The sequence below is a fragment of the Providencia sp. PROV267 genome, assembly GCF_028477825.1.
GTDB lineage: Bacteria > Pseudomonadota > Gammaproteobacteria > Enterobacterales > Enterobacteriaceae > Providencia > Providencia stuartii.
The window spans coordinates 310,717-330,699 of the sequence record NZ_JAMPLX010000002.1 but is presented as its reverse complement, the minus strand read 5'-3'; the positions used below and the strand labels follow the sequence as shown (position 1 = coordinate 330,699).

At 38.9% G+C, this 19,983-nt stretch carries 15 protein-coding genes and 1 tRNA gene; 6 read left to right on the top strand and 10 right to left on the bottom strand.

Annotated features, from left to right (window positions below):
* Positions 1-36: 36 nt before the first annotated feature.
* The 3 genes from oppA to PR709_RS02375 all read right to left on the bottom strand — a co-directional run bounded on the left by oppA (position 37) and on the right by PR709_RS02375 (position 4,659).
* Positions 37-1,677, bottom strand: coding sequence for an oligopeptide ABC transporter substrate-binding protein OppA (gene oppA / locus PR709_RS02385; protein WP_014656063.1), 1,641 nt, complete (start codon positions 1,675-1,677; stop codon positions 37-39).
* A 92-nt stretch (positions 1,678-1,769) separates the two neighbouring features.
* The gene (locus PR709_RS02380; protein ID WP_004920261.1) at positions 1,770-3,383 is read right to left on the bottom strand and encodes an ABC transporter substrate-binding protein; all 1,614 of its coding nucleotides are present in this window, start codon (positions 3,381-3,383) and stop codon (positions 1,770-1,772) included.
* 631 nt (positions 3,384-4,014) lie between these two features.
* The gene (locus tag PR709_RS02375) at positions 4,015-4,659 is read right to left on the bottom strand and encodes a YchE family NAAT transporter (protein ID WP_014656065.1); all 645 of its coding nucleotides are present in this window, start codon (positions 4,657-4,659) and stop codon (positions 4,015-4,017) included.
* Positions 4,660-5,153: 494 nt separating this feature from the next.
* Here PR709_RS02375 and adhE point away from each other — a divergent pair, with 494 nt between their 5' ends.
* On the top strand, positions 5,154-7,814 hold the full coding sequence (gene adhE / locus PR709_RS02370; RefSeq protein WP_004920270.1) for a bifunctional acetaldehyde-CoA/alcohol dehydrogenase: 2,661 nt from the start codon (positions 5,154-5,156) through the stop codon (positions 7,812-7,814).
* A 158-nt stretch (positions 7,815-7,972) separates the two neighbouring features.
* Here the strand turns inward: adhE and PR709_RS02365 are convergent, their stop codons facing one another.
* Positions 7,973-8,602, bottom strand: a complete 630-nt coding sequence (locus tag PR709_RS02365) for a thymidine kinase (RefSeq protein ID WP_004920273.1) — start codon at positions 8,600-8,602, stop codon at positions 7,973-7,975.
* A 555-nt stretch (positions 8,603-9,157) separates the two neighbouring features.
* Between PR709_RS02365 and PR709_RS02360 the strand changes: the two genes are divergently transcribed.
* Positions 9,158-9,568 (top strand): H-NS family histone-like protein, encoded by a 411-nt coding sequence (locus tag PR709_RS02360; RefSeq protein ID WP_004920278.1) that lies wholly within the window; start codon positions 9,158-9,160, stop codon positions 9,566-9,568.
* 435 nt (positions 9,569-10,003) lie between these two features.
* Here PR709_RS02360 and galU read toward each other — a convergent pair whose 3' ends face one another.
* Both galU and rssB read right to left on the bottom strand, forming a co-directional pair.
* A complete protein-coding gene (galU, locus tag PR709_RS02355; RefSeq protein ID WP_169342231.1) occupies positions 10,004-10,933 on the bottom strand; it encodes a UTP--glucose-1-phosphate uridylyltransferase GalU in 930 nt (309 codons plus the stop codon).
* A 171-nt stretch (positions 10,934-11,104) separates the two neighbouring features.
* Positions 11,105-12,103 (bottom strand): two-component system response regulator RssB, encoded by a 999-nt coding sequence (gene rssB / locus PR709_RS02350; protein WP_014656067.1) that lies wholly within the window; start codon positions 12,101-12,103, stop codon positions 11,105-11,107.
* Between the two features lie 130 nt (positions 12,104-12,233).
* Between rssB and PR709_RS02345 the strand changes: the two genes are divergently transcribed.
* The 3 genes from PR709_RS02345 to PR709_RS02335 all read left to right on the top strand — a co-directional run bounded on the left by PR709_RS02345 (position 12,234) and on the right by PR709_RS02335 (position 13,985).
* Positions 12,234-12,713, top strand: a complete 480-nt coding sequence (locus PR709_RS02345) for a YchJ family protein (protein WP_014656068.1) — start codon at positions 12,234-12,236, stop codon at positions 12,711-12,713.
* Positions 12,714-12,912: 199 nt separating this feature from the next.
* Entirely contained in the window at positions 12,913-13,761 is an 849-nt protein-coding gene (gene purU, locus PR709_RS02340; protein ID WP_004920291.1) for a formyltetrahydrofolate deformylase, read from the top strand.
* Between the two features lie 139 nt (positions 13,762-13,900).
* A tRNA-Tyr gene (locus PR709_RS02335) sits at positions 13,901-13,985 on the top strand.
* 1 nt (position 13,986) lies between these two features.
* On the opposite strand, the gene PR709_RS02330 is transcribed toward PR709_RS02335, so the two are convergent.
* A complete protein-coding gene (locus PR709_RS02330) occupies positions 13,987-14,862 on the bottom strand; it encodes a LysR family transcriptional regulator (protein ID WP_041705365.1) in 876 nt (291 codons plus the stop codon).
* Positions 14,863-15,323: 461 nt separating this feature from the next.
* Here PR709_RS02330 and xthA point away from each other — a divergent pair, with 461 nt between their 5' ends.
* Entirely contained in the window at positions 15,324-16,139 is an 816-nt protein-coding gene (xthA, locus tag PR709_RS02325; RefSeq protein ID WP_004920298.1) for an exodeoxyribonuclease III, read from the top strand.
* Positions 16,140-16,220: 81 nt separating this feature from the next.
* On the opposite strand, the gene PR709_RS02320 is transcribed toward xthA, so the two are convergent.
* The 3 genes from PR709_RS02320 to PR709_RS02310 are packed head-to-tail and all read right to left on the bottom strand — an operon-like array spanning position 16,221 to position 19,766.
* Positions 16,221-18,152, bottom strand: a complete 1,932-nt coding sequence (locus tag PR709_RS02320) for a DNA topoisomerase III (protein ID WP_004920303.1) — start codon at positions 18,150-18,152, stop codon at positions 16,221-16,223.
* A gap of 3 nt (positions 18,153-18,155) precedes the next feature.
* Complete coding sequence (gene selD / locus PR709_RS02315) at positions 18,156-19,196, bottom strand: selenide, water dikinase SelD (protein WP_004920307.1); 1,041 nt, start codon at positions 19,194-19,196, stop codon at positions 18,156-18,158.
* A gap of 18 nt (positions 19,197-19,214) precedes the next feature.
* A complete protein-coding gene (locus PR709_RS02310) occupies positions 19,215-19,766 on the bottom strand; it encodes an NAD(P)H nitroreductase (RefSeq protein ID WP_042116627.1) in 552 nt (183 codons plus the stop codon).
* Between the last annotated feature and the right edge of the window lie 217 nt (positions 19,767-19,983).

Below are 19,983 nucleotides of genomic sequence, written 5' to 3'. Positions count from 1 at the left end.
ATTGTTATCCGGCTCCGAAGAGCCGGATTATTATTGTTAGTGCTTGATAATATAAAGGTCTTTTGTATGCAGGTTGTCTAGCGGGTCTTTTCCTGTATACCCACCTACATACGGCTTAACTAAACGAGTATTAACATAGTAATAAAGAGGCACAACAGCGGAGTCTTTATCTAGGATTTTTTCTGCTTTATTGTACAAATCAGAACGTTCTTCATCTGTTTTCACTTGCAAAGTCTGCTTCATCACCGCATCAAATTCTTTGTTCTTATAGTGAACCGTATTATTACTACTATTAGACAGTAACATATTGAGGAAGGAAGACGGTTCATTATAGTCAGCACACCATCCTGCACGTGCGACATCATAAGCACCTTGGTGTCGGCTATCTAAGAAGGTTTTCCACTCTTGGTTTTCCAATTTCACTTCTGCGCCGATATTTTTCTTCCACATTGATGATGCAGCAATGGCAATACGTTTATGTAAATCGGAGGTGTTATACAGCAGGTTAAATTTCAACGGATTTGATTTATTATAACCAGCCTCTTCAAGTAGCTGTTTCGCTTTTTCATTGCGTTGCTCTTGCGTCATGTTGGTATACCAATCCGGTTTTTCAGTTTTCATGCCACTGGTAAATGGCGGTGTGAAACCATATGCCGGAATATCCCCTTGAGCCTTCACTTTATAGGTGATCACATCCCTATCCATTGATAGCTTCAATGCCTCTCTGACTCGAGGGTCATTAAATGGCGGTTTTTCGTTATTAATTTCGTAGTAATAAATGCACAGATATGGGTTCACGCGTAACTCATTAGGCATGCTTTTTTGTAGGCTCTTAAATTGCTCAATTGGTAAATTGCTATAGGTCATATCAATTTCACCGCTGCGGTAGCGGTTAACGTCAGTCACCTCTGAAGAAATCGGCAGGTAGGTCACTTGATCGATAATGGTATTAGCGTTATCCCAATATGTTGGACTACGCTCAAGAACGATACGTTCGTTAACGGTCCAATCTTTTAGTTTATAAGCACCATTGCCTACAAAGTTTTGTGGTTGCGTCCATTTAGCGCCATATTTCTCAACCACTTTTTTATTAACTGGTGACATTGATGAGTGGATCATCAATTTGGGGATATAAGGAACCGCCTCACTTAACTCCAGCACAAGAGTATGATCATCTAATGCTTTAACACCCAGCTCTTCGGGTTTTTTCTTTCCGGTAATAATATCATCGACATTCTTAATGTGTGCATATTGTAAATAGCTCGCATAAGGAGAAGCGGTATCAGGGTCAACGATACGTTGGAAACTATAAACGAAGTCTTGTGCTGTTACAGGGTCACCGTTTGACCATTTAGCCCCTTCACGAATTTTAAACGTCCACTCTTTAAAATCTTTATTTTCCCAACTTACAGCTGAGCCAGGTAAGATTTCACCATTAGGACCCACGACCGTTAAACCTTCAAAGAGATCACGCGCTAAAGCCGATTCAGGAACACCTTCAATTTTATGTGGATCTAGGGATTGAGGTTCAGAGCCATTATTACGGACTAACGTTTGTTTTTCTGCAAGTTCAACACCAGCAGGCACTGTAGCGGCAAAGCTGCTCGCTATCCCCCCTGTCATCAATCCAGCGGCAACACCTAAAGCAATCATGGTTTTATGAATGTGTTTACTCATTTTATCCGTTACTCCCATACCATATATTATGGTGACATTGTGGATTAATATGTTTACCCATTCGGTAAACTGTTTTTTTAATTATTTAATTACTATTTATTATCTTGATTTATATATAACCGTTTAATATCCATATTATCAAGAGGGTCTTTTCCTTTGAATCCACCAACCGAAGGTTTAATTAAACGCACACTGACCCGATAATAGACGGGAATAATCGCTGAATCTTGATCGAGTAGTGCTTCCGCCTGCTGATAGATTTGTTTACGACTGGCGTCATCTGGCGCGCTCAATGCCTTTTCTAACAAAGCATCGAATTTTGAGTTTTTATAAAATGCGGTGTTATTACTGCTATCTGACGACATAATATTTAAAAATGCCGATGGTTCATTATAATCAGCGCACCAAGTCACACGCACAACATCATAGTTACCATCATGGCGACTCTGTAACGACGTCTTCCATTCTTGATTTTGTAAACTTACCTCGGCTCCAATATTTTTTTTCCACATTGAAGCTGCGACGATAGCCTGCTGTTTATTTTGATCGGATGTGTTATACAGAAGTGAGAATTTCAGTGGATTTTGCGCATTGTAACCCGCTTCTTCCAAAAGAGCCTTTGCACGCTGGTAGCGTTTTTCATTACTCCAATTTGCCCACTCTGGTGGGGAAAAATCGCCATTATTAATGAAAGTAGGTGTAAAACCATAAGCAACAATTTGCCCTTGTGCCATTATTTTATTCGTAATGGTTTCCCTATCTAACCCGAGCTTTATCGCCTCTCGCACTCTCGGATCGGTAAATGGTGGTTTGCTATTATTAATCTCGTAGTAGAACGTACATAGGTAAGGACGAATATATAATTCGTTCGGCCGTTCTATTTGCATTTTTTTATAAAGAACAGGCGGAATTGCTGAATTACTGATATCAATTTCACCGCTACGATAACGGTTTACATCACTCACTTCTGAAGAAATAGCTAAAAATGTCGCTTCATCAATTTTACTGTTTTGATTATTCCAATACTGTGGATTACGCTTCAAAACAATCCGTTCATTGACAACCCATTTATCTAATACATAGGCTCCATTGCCGATAAAATTTTTGGGCTGAGTCCATTTATCGCCATATTTTTCAATCGCCTTTCTGTTTACGGGCTTCATCGCCGTGTGATTAAGCATATCGATAAAATAAGGTACTGGATGGGTCAACGTGACTTGCAAATGTTTCTCATCCAACGCTTTCACACCAAGAGACTCAATTGGCTTTTTACCTTTTAAAATTTCAGAAGCATTCTCAATATAGGCATTTTGCAAGTAACTTGAATAAGGAGAGCCTGTTTTAGGGTCGGCTAACCGCTGCCAGCTATACACAAAGTCTTGTGCAGTCACTGGTGTACCATCGCTCCACTTGGCATTATCTCTGAGAGTAAACACCCATGTAGTATAATTATCATTAGTCCAACTTTCGGCAACACCGGGTGTCACCTTACCATCCACATCCGTATAAACGAGCCCTTCAAGAAGATTAAGAATAATATTGCTCTCAGGGATCCCTTCGACTTTATGGGGGTCTAATGACGAAACCTCTGTGCCGTTATTAATGGTAATCGCTTGCTTAATCGACGCAGACACTGGATCTGCATTAGTGTGTAATGCAACTAAAAATATAGGTAGTGAATACAAACTCTTGGTAAAAAAATTCATTATCACCCTCAACGGTTATTTGGTTGCTACAACAAACTTCAGCATCCTATCTGGTTATTTTGTTTCGCGTCATACCCTGAAACTTAGAGTATTTCCCTTTGGATTAGTTTTAATAATCCACTTTTGGCCTCTCACATTTTTGTTACAAAATGTTAAAATTGTGTAATCACCCGCAAGCTAGACAAGCCTGTGTTAAACTAAAAGCGTTATGATTTTATTGTATAAATAGATGATTATTCTGTTATTCATCTATTCGCGCAATTGAGACTTGTTTAAACATATCATTAACATTGAATAAATTAAATAGCGCAAAAATTTACTTGGCTCACATTTCCTTACTTTTTATGCCTTATTTAGCAAAAAATGCGACATATTATTATAAGAAAGGGGAATTGAAATCAGCACAAAATAACAGCAGATTAGCAGGCAAAAGATAATCTATTTATGACTATCATTTAGTAGAATAACACCATCATTTTTTATTAGTGATACCTATAAGGTAAAAAACGATAATGGTGTTTATTTGTTTGGCGTTTTTTTAATCGGAATATTATTACTAATGTAATAGACACTTATAGATCACCATATAATAGTGATCTATGAGCAAGAGAATTAGTATGTCAAAAAATGATTATAGAAGACCGGGAAATATTGCTTTAACCCCCGTAACAATAAACTCTATTCCCAGAGACATCAGAAGCAGTCCCATAATTCGCGTCACCACGTTAATCCCTGTTTGCCCTAAGTAGCGAACAAGCAATGATGCCGAGCGGAACAGTAACCAACAGCAAAATGCAAACACAATACTTGTCAGCGCCAGACCGATAAAGTTTTGCCAACCATGCCACCGAGATGACCAAACGATACAAGAGCTAATTGCCCCCGGCCCTGCCATTAGCGGTAATGCAAGTGGTACTACCCCGATACTATCTCGCACTGCTGTTTCTGTTTTCTCTTGTTTATTTTGTTTGTCTTCACCGATTTTCCCACTGATCATCGACATTGCAATCGTTACAATTAATATTCCACCCGCAATGCGGAATGAATCGATAGAAATACCAAATACTTGCAGAATTGAATCGCCGATTAATAATGATGTACATAAAATGATAGCGACAGAAGTATTCGCTATCGTATTTGTTTTGTTACGCCCAGCGCTACTTTGATAATTAGTCATGCTAATAAACACAGGCAGAATTCCCACTGGGTTTACTAACGCAAAAAGACCAATAAAAAATTTTATATAGCCTGATAAATCAAGTAATCCTGCACTCACGCATCAGCACCTTTAAATAATCAGATTTAAGAAAATCACAGATAGTTAAAGTTTATCACTAAATAAATAAAATAGATTCTGCTAAGTTTTATTTTAGCGGTTACTGTTAGTTATTCGCTTAAACTTCATGCAAATAATATGATTTTTTAGCTCTTTTTATTCGTTATCAAAAAATATTGTGTCTAATTTCAACAAAAAACATGCATTCCCTCAAAATAGGCTTGCTGAAAGGAGTCAGCTTTGGATTTTTGTGATCTAGATCACATCAATAAACACAAATAATGCTAATCTATTCTTAACTGATAGAGGGAGTTAATTTAAGAAAAGTACGCTTTTCACCTTGTACTAAAAGCTTTTTAAGCCAATAAGCGGATAAATAAAATATGTTAATAAATATAAACTATAATTTATCTACTCAGTTTTTAGCGTTTTAATGTTTCAAGAAGCACTGCTCATTGGCTTAAAAAGTTTAACATTTATCAGGAGTAATCTCTATGTCAGTAACTAATGTTACCGAACTCAATGACCTCGTTGCTCGTGTCAAAAAAGCTCAGCGTGAATTCGCTAACTTCTCTCAAGAGCAAGTTGACCGCATTTTCCGCGCAGCAGCGCTTGCAGCAGCAGACGCACGGATCCCGCTCGCTAAACTTGCTGTAGAAGAATCAGGTATGGGTATTGTTGAAGATAAGGTGATCAAAAATCACTTTGCCTCTGAATATATTTATAATGCCTATAAAGACGAAAAAACCTGTGGCGTGCTTTCTGAAGACCCAACTTTTGGAACAATTACTATCGCTGAACCTATCGGTATTATCTGTGGTATCGTTCCAACCACTAACCCAACCTCAACCGCCATTTTTAAATCTTTAATTAGTTTAAAAACGCGTAATGCAATTATTTTTTCTCCGCACCCTCGCGCTAAAAATGCAACCAATAAAGCGGCAGAAATTGTTCTTAAAGCAGCTATCGAAGCTGGTGCACCAAAAGATATTATCGGTTGGATCGATGCACCATCGGTCGAATTATCTAATGCATTGATGCATCACGAGGATATCAACCTGATTTTAGCAACAGGTGGTCCTGGTATGGTGAAAGCGGCATACAGCTCCGGTAAACCTGCTATTGGTGTAGGCGCAGGTAATACACCGGTTGTTATCGATGAAACAGCCGATATCAAACGTGCTGTGGCGTCTATCTTGATGTCAAAAACCTTCGATAATGGCGTCATCTGTGCATCCGAGCAATCCGTTGTTGTCGTCGATGAAATTTATAATCAGGTTCGTGAACGCTTCGCGACCCACGGTGGCTATATACTGCAAGGTAAAGAGCTTAAAGCCGTTCAAGATGTTATTTTGAAAAATGGTAGTCTGAACGCAGCAATTGTTGGTCAAACTGCATATAAAATCGCTGAAATGGCCGGTGTTACTGTACCTGTAACCACGAAAATACTTATTGGCGAAGTCAAGGTAATTGCAGATTCAGAGCCATTTGCCCACGAAAAATTATCGCCACTCCTTGCCATGTATCGCGCTAAAAACTTTGAAGAGGCTGTAGACAAAGCCGAGCAATTAGTCGAAATGGGGGGTATCGGTCACACCTCTTGTCTATATACAGACCAAGATAACCAAGCTGAACGTGTTAATTACTTCGGCGTCAAAATGAAAACCGCGCGTATCCTCATCAATACGCCCGCTTCACAAGGGGGTATCGGTGACCTCTATAACTTTAAATTAGCGCCTTCTCTCACACTTGGTTGCGGTTCATGGGGTGGTAACTCAATCTCTGAAAACGTTGGACCAAAACATTTGATCAATACTAAAACCGTGGCGAAAAGAGCTGAAAATATGTTGTGGCATAAACTTCCTAACTCAATCTATTTCCGTCGCGGTTGTCTCCCTATTGCACTTGAAGAGATCGCAACGGATGGCGCAAAACGTGCATTTATCGTCACTGATGGCTATTTATTTAACAATGGCTATGTTGAAGAAGTGGTAAATGTACTGAAAAAACACCATATTGAAACCGACGTTTTCTTTGAGGTTGAAGCTGATCCTACATTAACGGTCGTCCGTAAAGGTGCCGCTCAAATGAACGCCTTTAAACCTGATGTCATTATTGCATTAGGTGGTGGCTCCCCAATGGACGCGGCCAAAATTATGTGGGTTATGTACGAACATCCAGAAACGCATTTTGAAGAATTAGCACTACGCTTTATGGATATCCGTAAACGTATTCACCGTTTCCCTAAAATGGGAGTGAAAGCAAAATTAGTTGCGATTACAACGACCTCAGGAACAGGCTCTGAAGTTACCCCATTTGCAGTGGTAACGGATGATAAAACAGGTCAAAAATACCCATTAGCGGACTATGCACTGACTCCAAATATGGCTATCGTCGATGCAAACCTTGTGATGAATATGCCGAAATCACTGACCGCATTTGGTGGTCTGGATGCTGTGACTCATGCGATGGAAGCCTATGTTTCTGTATTAGCGAATGAATACTCTGATGGTCAAGCATTACAAGCGCTTAGCCTATTAAAAGAGTACCTACCGACGAGTTATCATGAAGGGGCAACCAATCCTGTTGCAAGAGAGCGTGTCCATAACGCTGCAACCATCGCTGGGATTGCATTTGCAAACGCATTCTTAGGGGTTTGTCACTCAATGGCCCATAAATTAGGCTCTGAGTTCCACATACCACATGGGTTAGCGAATGCCTTATTAATTAGTAACGTCGTTCGTTATAATGCTAACGATAACCCAACTAAACAAACGGCATTTAGCCAATATGACCGTCCACAAGCACGACGCCGTTATGCTGAAATAGCCGATCATTTAGGTTTAACAAAATCTAGCGACCGTACCGATGCTAAAATTGAAAAACTATTAGCATGGCTTGAGGAAATCAAAGCAGATTTAGGTATCCCTAAATCCATACGTGAAGCGGGTGTGCCTGAAGCAGACTTCTTAGCACGCGTTGATAAGCTCTCTGAGGATGCATTTGACGACCAATGTACCGGTGCAAACCCTCGCTATCCATTAATTTCTGAATTGAAACAGCTATTACTGGATTCCTATTATGGACGCGAATTCACTGAACAAACATCCACAGCAACAGCAGCAAAAGTGGAAAAGAAAAGTTCAAAAAAATAGTTAGGTAGCTAATTAATAAGAGAGGCACTGATTTAAAACTCAGTGCCTCTCTTTTTTAATAAGGATAATAAATGATTATTATCCTTATAATTTTTATGGGAAAGTGACTTTCCCTATTACACGATTAACTTAAATCTACTTTTAATTGTTATACGCAATTAATTAAAGTGAATCGCTTTTTTGGGAATAATGCCTTGGTTCATTAACTTAGCCTGTTCGATGGCTTCTGTATAATGCTTACGGCAGACAGAAATATACTTCTCATTACCGCCTATATCGACCTGTGCCCCTTCATAAAGAGGAATACCATCACTCCCTATCCTTAATACTTTATTGGCCTTACGGCCGCAATAACACACGGTTTTTAATTCAACTAATTTATCAGCCCAAGCTAATAAATATTGGCTTCCAACAAATAGTTCACCTGAAAAATCAGTTCTCAGCCCATAGCATAAAACAGGTATATCACTGTTATCGACAATATCGCATAACTCTTCAACTTGCTGTTTTGTTAAAAATTGACACTCATCAATTAAGACACAATGTACCTTTTTTGTGCTATTTTCATTTTTAATGACTTCCGCCATATTTGTGGTTGGCGTAAATAAAAGTGCATCTGCAGACAACCCAATACGCGATGAAACTTTACCCTGCGCAAAGCGATTATCGATTTCTGCCGTGAAAATCAGCGTACGCATCCCCCGCTCATTATAGTTATAAGAAGATTGCAACAAGGATGTCGATTTCCCTGCATTCATCGCAGAATAGTAAAAATATAGCTGAGCCATCAGCCTAGTTCCTCTAAATTAATAAACAAGATAATTTTACCATAAAACATGTCATTAGATTAACAGTCATCATCTGGAAGCACTTAAAAATACAGGCATCAAATAGAGATATCGCCATTGATTTTGCTAAATCTTACCAATAGTAATCACTCTTTTCCCTCTTAAAACAGGTAAAATATCGAACTATCATTGGTAATGATATAGCGTGCTCCTTAAAACATAGTACTAATTTACTGTATCAAAAAAAGAAAATTTACGTTTAGTCTCTCTTATTTGCTTCATTATCATGCCACTAATAACCTGACGTATTCTCGATGCGCCCTTCAAATTATAATCAAAAAAATTTCCAGCTAATTGAATCCGTTTTTCATTAGTTTGGATATTGATAATAGTGGTATATATATATCAGTGAAAAGTTAATATTTCTTTTGTAAAAAAATTGCTTTTACTAAAGATAACTTTTAAACTAATAGTGCAAATTAGCTATTGCAGAAAATAAAATAGCATTCTATTATTAGTGTACACAGGCCAACAATTAAATTTGAGACCAGGAAAATGAGCGAATCTTTAAAAGCATTAAATAACATCCGTACTCTTCGTGCTCAAGCAAGAGAAATTGCTTTAGAATCACTGGAAGAAATGCTGGAAAAATTAACTGTCGTTGTTGAAGAACGTCGTGAAGAAGAAAATCAAGTTCGTGCAGAGCAAGAAGAAAAGAACCGTAAGCTAGAAAACTTCCGTCAAATGGCAGAAGAGCAAGGTATTGATCTGAACGAACTGGTTCAAATTTTAGATACAGGTAAAGGCTCAAGCACTCGTGCTAAACGTGCTGCTCGCCCAGCTAAATATAAATACGTTGATGAAAATGGCGAAACTAAAACTTGGACTGGCCAGGGTCGTACCCCAGCAGTTATCAAAACCGCCATTGAAGAACAAGGTAAATCTTTAGACGATTTCCTAATCTAAGATCCATAACCTTATTCCCCAAAAACACCCTTATATAAGGGTGTTTTTTTTATCCTACGTTTAAGTTTTATTATCACTTATGCCGCTATTAGCCATTAAATTGTTAATCCCCTCCTGCTCCAAGGATAAGCAATCCTCTTTCGCTCGTTTTAGTCATCCTTTTATCTGCTAGTCATTTATTAATATTATTTAAATTTAAGCCATCGCTAAAAGTAAAGTTATGTAATCCTACTCAAACTTTTTAAGCATACGATTGAATAATAAAACTTATACGATACAAAAAAAATTGATGTATTTTTCTTCTAAATACGTAAATTAAATTAAGCAATAATTTACATTAATTGATACTTAACTATTGAAAAGCTACAAGGCGCACAAACAAAAAAAGCTAACATCTAGAGTTAGCTTTTATAAATCATCATAAGAAGAAACTGTTTATTTTTCTGCTTTAGAACTGTTCAATTTATTCGATATGGTTTGGATCCACTCAGAAAAATCTTCCCCTAATGAATCATGTTGCATACCATATTCTACGAATGCTTTCATATAACCTAGCTTATTACCACAGTCATGACTTTTACCACATAGATGGTACGCCTCTACAGGAGACTTATTTTCCATCATAATCGCAATAGCATCGGTTAATTGAATTTCATCCCCTGCCCCTGGTGCTGTTTTTGCTAGTGCATCCCAAATTTTTTCCGATAATACATAGCGGCCAACAATCGACAGATTTGATGGTGCTTCTTCTTTCTTCGGTTTTTCTACCATGCGGCTAATCGGTTTGCTTTCACCAGGAAGCAACGTTGCACCATTACAATCTACAATCCCATAATTAGAAACTTCATCTTCAGGAACGGGCTCAACCAAAATTTGGCTTGCTCCCGTTTCTTCAAAATGGGCCAGCATTTCGCTCAAATTAAACTTGGTTAAATCGGTGCTATAACGATCTAAAATAACATCGGGCAGAATAACCGCAAAAGGCTCATTCCCCACAAGAGGCTTAGCACATAAAATCGCATGACCTAAGCCTTTAGCAATACCTTGACGCGTTTGCATGATAGTTACGTGACTTGGGCAGATAGATTGCACTTCATCGAGTAATTGACGCTTAACACGAGCTTCTAAAATTGCCTCAAGCTCGAAACTCGTATCGAAGTGGTTTTCAATCGAGTTTTTTGATGAATGAGTCACTAAAACAATTTCATTAATACCAGCAGCGATACACTCATTAACAACATACTGAATTAAAGGTTTATCAACGAGTGGTAACATCTCTTTGGGAATTGCTTTAGTCGCGGGTAACATACGAGTGCCAAGACCTGCGACAGGGATTACTGCCTTGCGTACCTTTCTATTTGTCATTTTAGTCATAACTCCAGAATTCTCCTAAGCACCCAAACTCTTTATATAATCAACGGTAATAAAGGTGCGTTTTTAGTGCGAGGCAGTATAACAGGAATAATTTTTGGATAAATAGTACAAAGCCCTAATTAGAGCCAATATGACACTTACTGGAGTAAATTTAAACAAAACTTAAGATTCAGGATTAAACATTAATTTAATATTTTGGTGGTTATTCCAAATTCGACATTGCCAAAATGTCCCTCGTACATCGAGATGATTGGAGGGTTGATGTTTTAAAGTTCCCAATGGAACACTCCTAGATAAGCTATATTGAGCATTCTCTGTTGCAACTTCCGCTTCTAACCCTCCACTAGCCAGAATAATCGCTTTATTACGCGTATTGAAGTACCCCAGTAATATCGGAAATTGCCCACTAAATCCGGAATCCTCTAATAAATAATTTATTTGATTAATAATTTTATCGATATTAGGTAGTTTTTTATCTGGAAAACTTACCGCATTTTTTAATAAATCGTTAAATACAACACGGATCAAGAACGCTGCCATAATTCCCTCCTGTGGAGAGCGTTCTATATCAAGGCAATAAAAACCAATTTGAGTATCTGATATTGGTGCGAGATCAAGAAGTAGCCCGAATCGGTTAATTTCATTTAATTGACGGTAATTAACGCGATAGCCATTAATCACTTGATTTATAGGTGGCTGCAATTGCTTTAACACTGGCGTGATATCTTGGTTATCATAGTTTATCAGTGTGGGTTGTAACCTATTAACAACTTGATCGTTGTATTGCTCAGGATACAAGTTACTCTGAATAGTAACTTTCAACTCCTCTAAATTTTTTATTGGTTTCAATAAAGCATCTTTTGCACCTAACCGTAGCATACGGTCAAGCTGCGTGAAATCTGTTGTTGCAGAGATGACAATAACAGGGATGTGAATATTTCGTGTGACCAACTCTGCCATAAAATCTTCACCACTCATGACAGGCATATTCAAGTCACACAAAATCACATCAGGGTTAAGGTTTTCTTCGGTGAGACGTATTAATGCACTCTGACCATTATCCGCGACAAAGACTTGCATCCCCTGAGCATGTAAGTACCCTTCTAACATTGAACGAAAAACTTTTTCATCTTCAACGATGAGTATCTTTTTATTTTTCATATTTAACCTACTTCTAGCTTTCATCGGTTATTTACTACCAATACTATTATTCATATGACAAAATCATTGTACTGTCATTTTTAAAGTATAGTTATTTTTATACCTTATACTTATTTTTATAGAGTAGAAGATGGAACAATCCCTAAACAACTGTTGTTTTTGTGGCAATTCACTCCCTTTTAGCCAATGCTGCCAACCTTATCTCGATAATCAGGCAATCCCTGAAACACCCGAGCAATTGATGCGCTCTCGCTATAGTGCTTATGTGACAAAAAATGCCGATTACCTTATCGCAACTTGGCATCCTGATTGTCATGCCAATAACTGGCGTGAAGAAATAGAACAAAGCTTCTTACAGACACAATGGCTTTCTCTTCGTGTCATTAGTTCTTCTTATGCTAAAAATAGCGATGAAGGTTATGTGGAATTTTCAACTTGCTTTATTGATGAAAAAGCTGATCATAAACAGCTTATTCATGAACGTTCCCGTTTTCTGCGTATAGAAAAACGTTGGTATTACATAGATGGTATTACACCTAAAACAGGTCGAAATGATCTATGTCCATGTGGTTCCGGCAAAAAATTCAAAAAATGCTGTAACAATCATTAGTGGTCATGTTTTACCCATCGTAACGGAAATGCATAATGTATCGTTTGCTTATGTGCGCTCTAAGCCCTTCAAGCTACTGCTAAAACGATGCGCGAAAACATCTATTTATCGGATAGATGCAAGCCCTGTTTGCGCTATTTACAGTCACTTGAAGTATGATGAGTATGTAAGCTTTGTAAGTTAAGGATCAGACACTTCCATGCAACAAAAGAATGTACAAAAAAAAGTCCTTCGCACCATTTGTCCTGATGCAAAAGGCTTGATCGCAAAAATCACCAATATTTGTTACAAACACCAGCTCAATATCGTACAGAATAATGAATTTGTTGATCACCGCACTGGTCGCTTCTTTATGCGTACAGAGCTTGAGGGGATTTTTAATGATGAAACCCTACTCGCTGATCTCGATGACGCCCTGCCGGCAGGTTCAAAACGTGAATTAAATTCATCAGGCCGTCGCCGTATTGTCGTTATGGTCACCAAGGAAGCTCACTGTCTAGGTGACTTATTGATGAAGAGTGCATACGATGGTTTAGATGTAGAAATTGCGGCGGTTATCGGTAACCATGACACATTGAAAGGCCTTGTCGAACAATTCGGTATTCCTTTCCACCATATTAGCCATGAAGGTCTAACGCGTGAACAGCATGATGAAAAAATGATTGCGCAAATTGACCAATATCAGCCTGATTATGTGGTCTTAGCAAAATACATGCGTGTATTAACCCCAGCGTTTGTACAGCATTATCCGAACCAAATCATTAATATTCACCACTCATTCTTGCCTGCATTCATTGGTGCCCGTCCATATCATCAGGCATATGAACGGGGCGTTAAGATCATTGGTGCGACGGCTCATTTTGTTAATGATAATCTTGATGAAGGCCCTATCATTACGCAAAACGTTATTAATGTAGACCACACCTTCACAGCCGATGATATGATGCGCGCAGGTAGGGATGTTGAAAAAAATGTCCTTAGCCACGCATTATATTGGGTATTAGCTCAACGTGTTTTTGTTTACGGAAACCGTACTATTATCTTGTAATACGAATATTTGCTGTTTAAATATGCATGAAGCGCAAAAAAACAGCATTTGAACAGCTTTTAAAAAATTAATACTTTACAGGGGCGCGTCATTTGATATGATGCCGCCCGCTGTCAACGAATACAGCAACTCAAAATCTGGTGGGATACCCAAGCGGCCAAAGGGAGCAGACTGTAAATCTGCCGTCACAGACTTCGAAGGTTCGAATCCTTCTCCCACCACCATTCAAGCGTTCCCTTCACCTAAAGTATCAATTGTGTCTATAAATCGATTTAATACACTAGAGTGTGACTTAGACTTATAAACATAGCAGCAGCAATCCTCAATAATTGAATTCAACGGAATATAGTTAAGCAACTTATCATTCACGTCATTTTCAGGGTAGTAATCAATAATTGCAATAAAATCACCAACTTGAAGAAAACTCTGGCAGTTACCAATATTATCCATTTGCCGAATACTGGCCTTATTACCTTCTAGTTCAACCTGATTAAGCAGCTCCCCCATTAAACTGCTCTTATAAAATGCAGGATCACACAGCCATGTGCATTGCCTTAATAGCGCCATAATATTGTAATGATATTTTTCATATAATTCATTACGACAATAAATTCCTAATGATGCATTCTCTATTTTTCTTTGTAAGGAAAAACGCTCACTGACGACAGGTTGAGAACTTAAAATAACCGTATTACCATCGTAATCAACAATTTCATCAACCTCCTCATAATTAAACCTCAATATATTAATTTGAACATTATTTTTATTTGCTGCCTGATAAAGGTGAATAAGAAAATTTTCTTTCCCCCAGTCATAATAAATATTGGCTTCATTGACAATATAACCTGTGAAATGTTTCTTAGTTATTTCCTTCTCTTGTAAGTAAAGATCACGTAAGTCATTATATAACTCTTGACCATCCTTAGTTAAAGTCATACCAAACTTTTCTCGTTTAAATAGGCGTTTTCCTAAGCTTGTTTCAAAGTCTTTAATTGACTTAGCAATTGGTGGCGTCGTTCGGTTCATTACCCTAGCAGCCTTACTTAATGAGCCATTTTCAACAACTGCCATAAATGCCTCTAATTTTCTTGAAAAGAACATATCTATGACCCCATTCTGTTTATTAAACATGCAAAATTCAACATTATTAATCATTAAAAACAATATGTTGAATAGCCCATCACTTGACATATCAGATGAAAATTTTAATTTAATTTTTCATTGAATGAGTAACAATTTTTCATAAAACTATTTTTATATTTTCCAACAATGCAAAGCAATATATTATACTGTTTCATTTCATTATTTTTTATGACTCGACTATTAAATCACATTAAATATAAATCACCAATTTGAAATCAGTGAACATATTTTTCATTAATTGTATAACTAATAATCTTATTTAAATTTTAAGATAAAACATTACGATTATAATTAGAGCTATAAATATTCATTAAGCATAATTCAATTTATATTTAAATAGTTATTTAATAGTTACAGTCTAGTCATCATCTGTTAGAATCTCGATGTACAGACAAAAATCTAATAGGTGATAAAAGACCATGAAATTTATCTCTTTCAACATAAATGGCCTCCGTGCTCGCCCACACCAATTGGCAGCTATCATTGATAAGCATCAGCCAGAGGTGATAGGTCTACAGGAAACCAAAGTTCACGACGAAATGTTTCCTTACGATGACGTTAGCAAGTTAGGCTATCATGTATTTTATCATGGTCAAAAAGCACACTATGGCGTCGCTCTCCTGACTAAAAATAAGCCTGTTGCAGTTCGAAAAGGCTTTCCTACCGACGATGATGATGCACAACGCCGGATCATCATGGCAGATATTGAAACCAATCATGGTTTATTAACTGTCGTAAATGGCTATTTTCCTCAAGGCGAAAGCCGTGAACACCCAGTAAAATTCCCTGCTAAAGAGAAATTTTACCAAGACTTACAAGACTATATTACATCAACCCAGACCCCTCAATCACAGCTATTGATCATGGGTGATATGAATATTAGTCCAACTGATCTGGATATTGGTATTGGCGAAGCGAATCGTAAACGCTGGCTAAAAACAGGTAAATGCTCATTTTTACCCGAAGAGCGCGCATGGATGGAACGACTGCTAAATTGGGGGCTTGTCGATACTTATCGCGCAATGAACCCTGACGTGGATGATTGTTACTCGTGGTTCGACTACCGTTCAAAAGGTTTTGATGATAACAGAGGCTTACGTATAGATTTACTCTTAGCGTCTACGGCTCTTTCTACACGTTGTGTGGCAACAGGGATTGACTACGAAATACGGGGAATGGAAAAACCTTCAGATCATGCCCCCGTTTGGGCCGAGTTTGATTTAACCAAAGGCTAACTACTCTTTTTTGTTCGATAGGGAAGATTTTCCCTATCGACCTCTCCGATAACCATCAAATGGCTCACACTCACTAGTAGACTACTCTTGCTCACTTTTTTTCGGTTTTTTCGCCGATTTTGCGGGCTTTTTAGTCGTTTTATTCTTTGTGACAGGCGGTAACTCTCGAAATGCTCGTAAGTTAGTAAACTGACGGGCGTGATGAATAAGCTGCGTTAATGTCGCACTAAGCGGATTCATAAAATCAATATAACGCGTTTGTTTTTCACTGATTTGCGTCAAAATAGATTCCCAATGCGCCGTCATATCTGGCAATGTGGCCATATCAGGCAATACATGAATTAACGCTCTGCCCGCTGGAGTTGAGTGAATATAGCGACCTTTTTTATATAAAAACTGACGCTTAAATAGCAGATCAATAATACCTGCTCGCGTCGCTTCAGTGCCTAACCCATCAGTTTCACGCAATACCTTTTTTAAGGCTTTATCTTGAACAAAACGCGCAATCCCCGTCATCGCGGATAATAGTGTCGCATCCGTAAAAGGCCTTGGGGGTTGCGTTTGTTTTTCAAGCACTTCGCCTTTTTCACACAGTAACTCATCCCCCTTAGCAACAACCGGTAATGGGCTACCGTCATTTTCAGCATCGCGCTCTTTACTGCCTAATACGACTCGCCAACCCGCTTCCGCTAAAAAACGCGCTTTCGCAATAAACTTGCCCTTTTCAATGTCAAGCTCAATCGTACATTTACGGTAAACGGCATCTGACATAAATTGAATGATATATTGACGGGCGATCAGTTGATAAATATTGGCTTCATGCTCCGTTAGTTTTACTGATACGGCTTTTGCGGTTGGAATAATAGCATGGTGAGCATCCACTTTTTTATCGTCCCAGCAGCGATTTTTTTTATCTAATTCAGGTAATTCAAACTGGGTTAATTCAGGTTGATGTACTGAAATCGCATTCAACACAGAATGACGTCCAGCAAAATGCTCATCCGGTAAATAACGGCTATCTGAACGTGGATACGTGATCAATTTATGAGTTTCGTATAAACGCTGGCAGATATCTAAAACTTCTTGAGCGCTTAGCCCAAACTTTTTAGCAGCTTCAATTTGTAGTGCAGAAAGGGAGAATGGTAATGGCGCAATTTCAGATTCGCGTTTGTCCTGATACTGCGTAACAAAAGCAGGCTTCCCTGTAATACGCGACACCACATGTTCAGCAAGAGGACGATGAAATAAACGCCCTTCTTCATCTTGATAATCAATACAAGATTCACTTGGTTGCCAAGTAGCCACAAAACGTTCATTTTCTGGCGTCACAATATGGGCGCGTACCTCAAAATAATCTTTAGGTACAAAGTTTTCAATATCTTCATCACGGCGAACAACAAGGCCTAATACAGGGGTCTGTACTCTCCCTACTGATAATACGCCTTGATACCCGCCACGTTGCCCCAACAATGTGTAGGCACGCGTCATGTTAATACCGTATAGCCAATCCGCTCTTGCTCTTGCTAATGCCGAAACGCATAAAGGAATAAACTCTCGGTTTTCACGTAACCGTTCGATGGCTCTTTCAACGGCTTGAGGGTTAAGGTCATTGATTAAACAACGTTTGACTTGCTTTCTTTTCTCATCAGAAAGCTTCAAAAAATCTAATACCTCATCCACCAGCAGTTGCCCTTCTCTATCAGGGTCTCCGGCATGAACGACTTCCGTTGCCTGTTTGAGAAGGGAATCAATCGTTTTAAGCTGCTTTGTCACTGCGGAACGTGGTTTTAACAACCACTTTTCAGGAATGATCGGCAGATCTTGCAGATTCCAGCGAGCATACCGAGGCTCATACGCATCTGGCTCAGCTTGTTCCAATAAGTGGCCTATACACCATGTCACTATTTGGTCATCACCGCACTGGATAAAACCATCCCCTCTCTTATGAGGTTTTGGCAACACATCCGCTATTGCCCTAGCGAGGCTGGGCTTTTCCGCAATAAACAAACGCATGAATTAATCTATCACTTCAATTAAAGGTACATTTTCCCGATGGGGTAATAATTTGCCGATAGACTGTAACAAAACACCTTGCTGCTGTGCAATGTCTTTAATTTTAGCGACCTCAGAAGGTTCTACTGCTATCAGTAAACCACCCGATGTTTGTGGATCGCATAATAATTTGCGTTGAGCCTCTGTCATCGGCCCAATAAGATGCCCATAACTTTCAAAGTTGCGTTGGGTTCCCCCAGGCACACAACCGGCATCGATATAATGTTCAACATTTGCAAGTTTCGGTACTCGGCTAAAGGATATTTCTGCTCGTACCTTTGAGCCTTCACAAATTTCACTCAAATGCCCAAGTAGACCAAAACCCGTCACATCAGTCATTGCAGTCACGCCCGGTAACGGTGCAACAACAGCTCCCAGTTTATTCAACTGACACATTGTTTGTGCCGCAAGATTTTGGTGCTCTTCGGCTAATAACCCTTTTTTCTCTGCGGTCGTTAATACGCCAATGCCCAGCGGCTTAGTCAGAAAAAGTTCACAACCTGCTGTTGCTGCACTATTTTTCTTCACATGCTCTGTATTTACCACCCCAGTTACCGCTAAACCAAAAATCGGTTCTGGTGCGTCAATAGAGTGACCACCTGCAAGCGTAATCCCTGCATCGGCACAAGCCGCTCTCCCTCCTTCAATGACTTCTCTTGCCACTTCGGGAGATAGTTTCGCAATAGGCCACCCTAAAATAGCAATTGCCATAATGGGTTTACCGCCCATAGCAAACACATCACTAATCGCATTAGTCGCCGCGATACGACCAAATTCATATGGTGAATCAACAATGGGCATAAAAAAATCTGTCGTACTGATAATCCCTATGCCATTGCCTAAATCATAAACAGCCGCATCATCTTTTGTTTCGTTACCTACAAGCAGATGAGGATCATGAAATTTGGCCTGCTCTGTATGAAGGATTTGTTCCAAAACTTTTGGGGCAATTTTGCAACCACAACCTGCACCATGGCTATACTGTGTTAATCTAATTTTTTCCATTACGCTCGGCCTTATCAATTAAAAGTAAGAAACAAATTCTTGCATATCAGGGATCTGTACTTTTGCAGGTGCTTTCAGTTCAGGCGTACCTAAATATAAAAAGCCCACAATGCGATCTGTCGGTGCACAACCTAATCCTTCACGCACAACCGCATCTTCCGTCCAAGAACCTGAACGCCAAATTCCCCCAAACCCTTGGGCAACCGCCGCCATTTGCATCGCTTGTACCGTACAACCAGCAGCAACAACTTGTTCCCACTCAGGTACTTTAGGGTGTGCTTGAGTCTTCGCGATAACTGTAATAATCAAAGGTGCTCTAAACGGGGCATTACGCGCTTTCTCTTCCACTTCCGGCCCTAAGTTGCCCTCTTTCGCTGCTTTTTCAAGTAATTGGCTAAAGTGATTTAACCCTTCGCCTTGCATCACAATAAAATGCCAAGGCCGTAAAGCACCATGATCAGGAGCACGCATACCTGCCGCTAAAATATTTTGCAATTCATCGCCTTGTGGTGCTGGGGTTGTTAGCCGTGAAGCTGAACGGCGGTTCAATAAAAGGGTTAAAGCATCCATATTCCTCTCCGATTCAGAGTAAACTGATATAATAGTCATTCAAACAAGCAATCATTATTGCGCTGATTAATGATTAAATACCCCAACCAGGGTTAGGTACTCAGCTTAAAAACTTATCATTCATCTTATTCGCTAACGAGTACCATGGTGTTATATTGATTAATTGATTGAATTATATCATTTGTGTATGTTGAAAAATATCATCACGACATTGTAC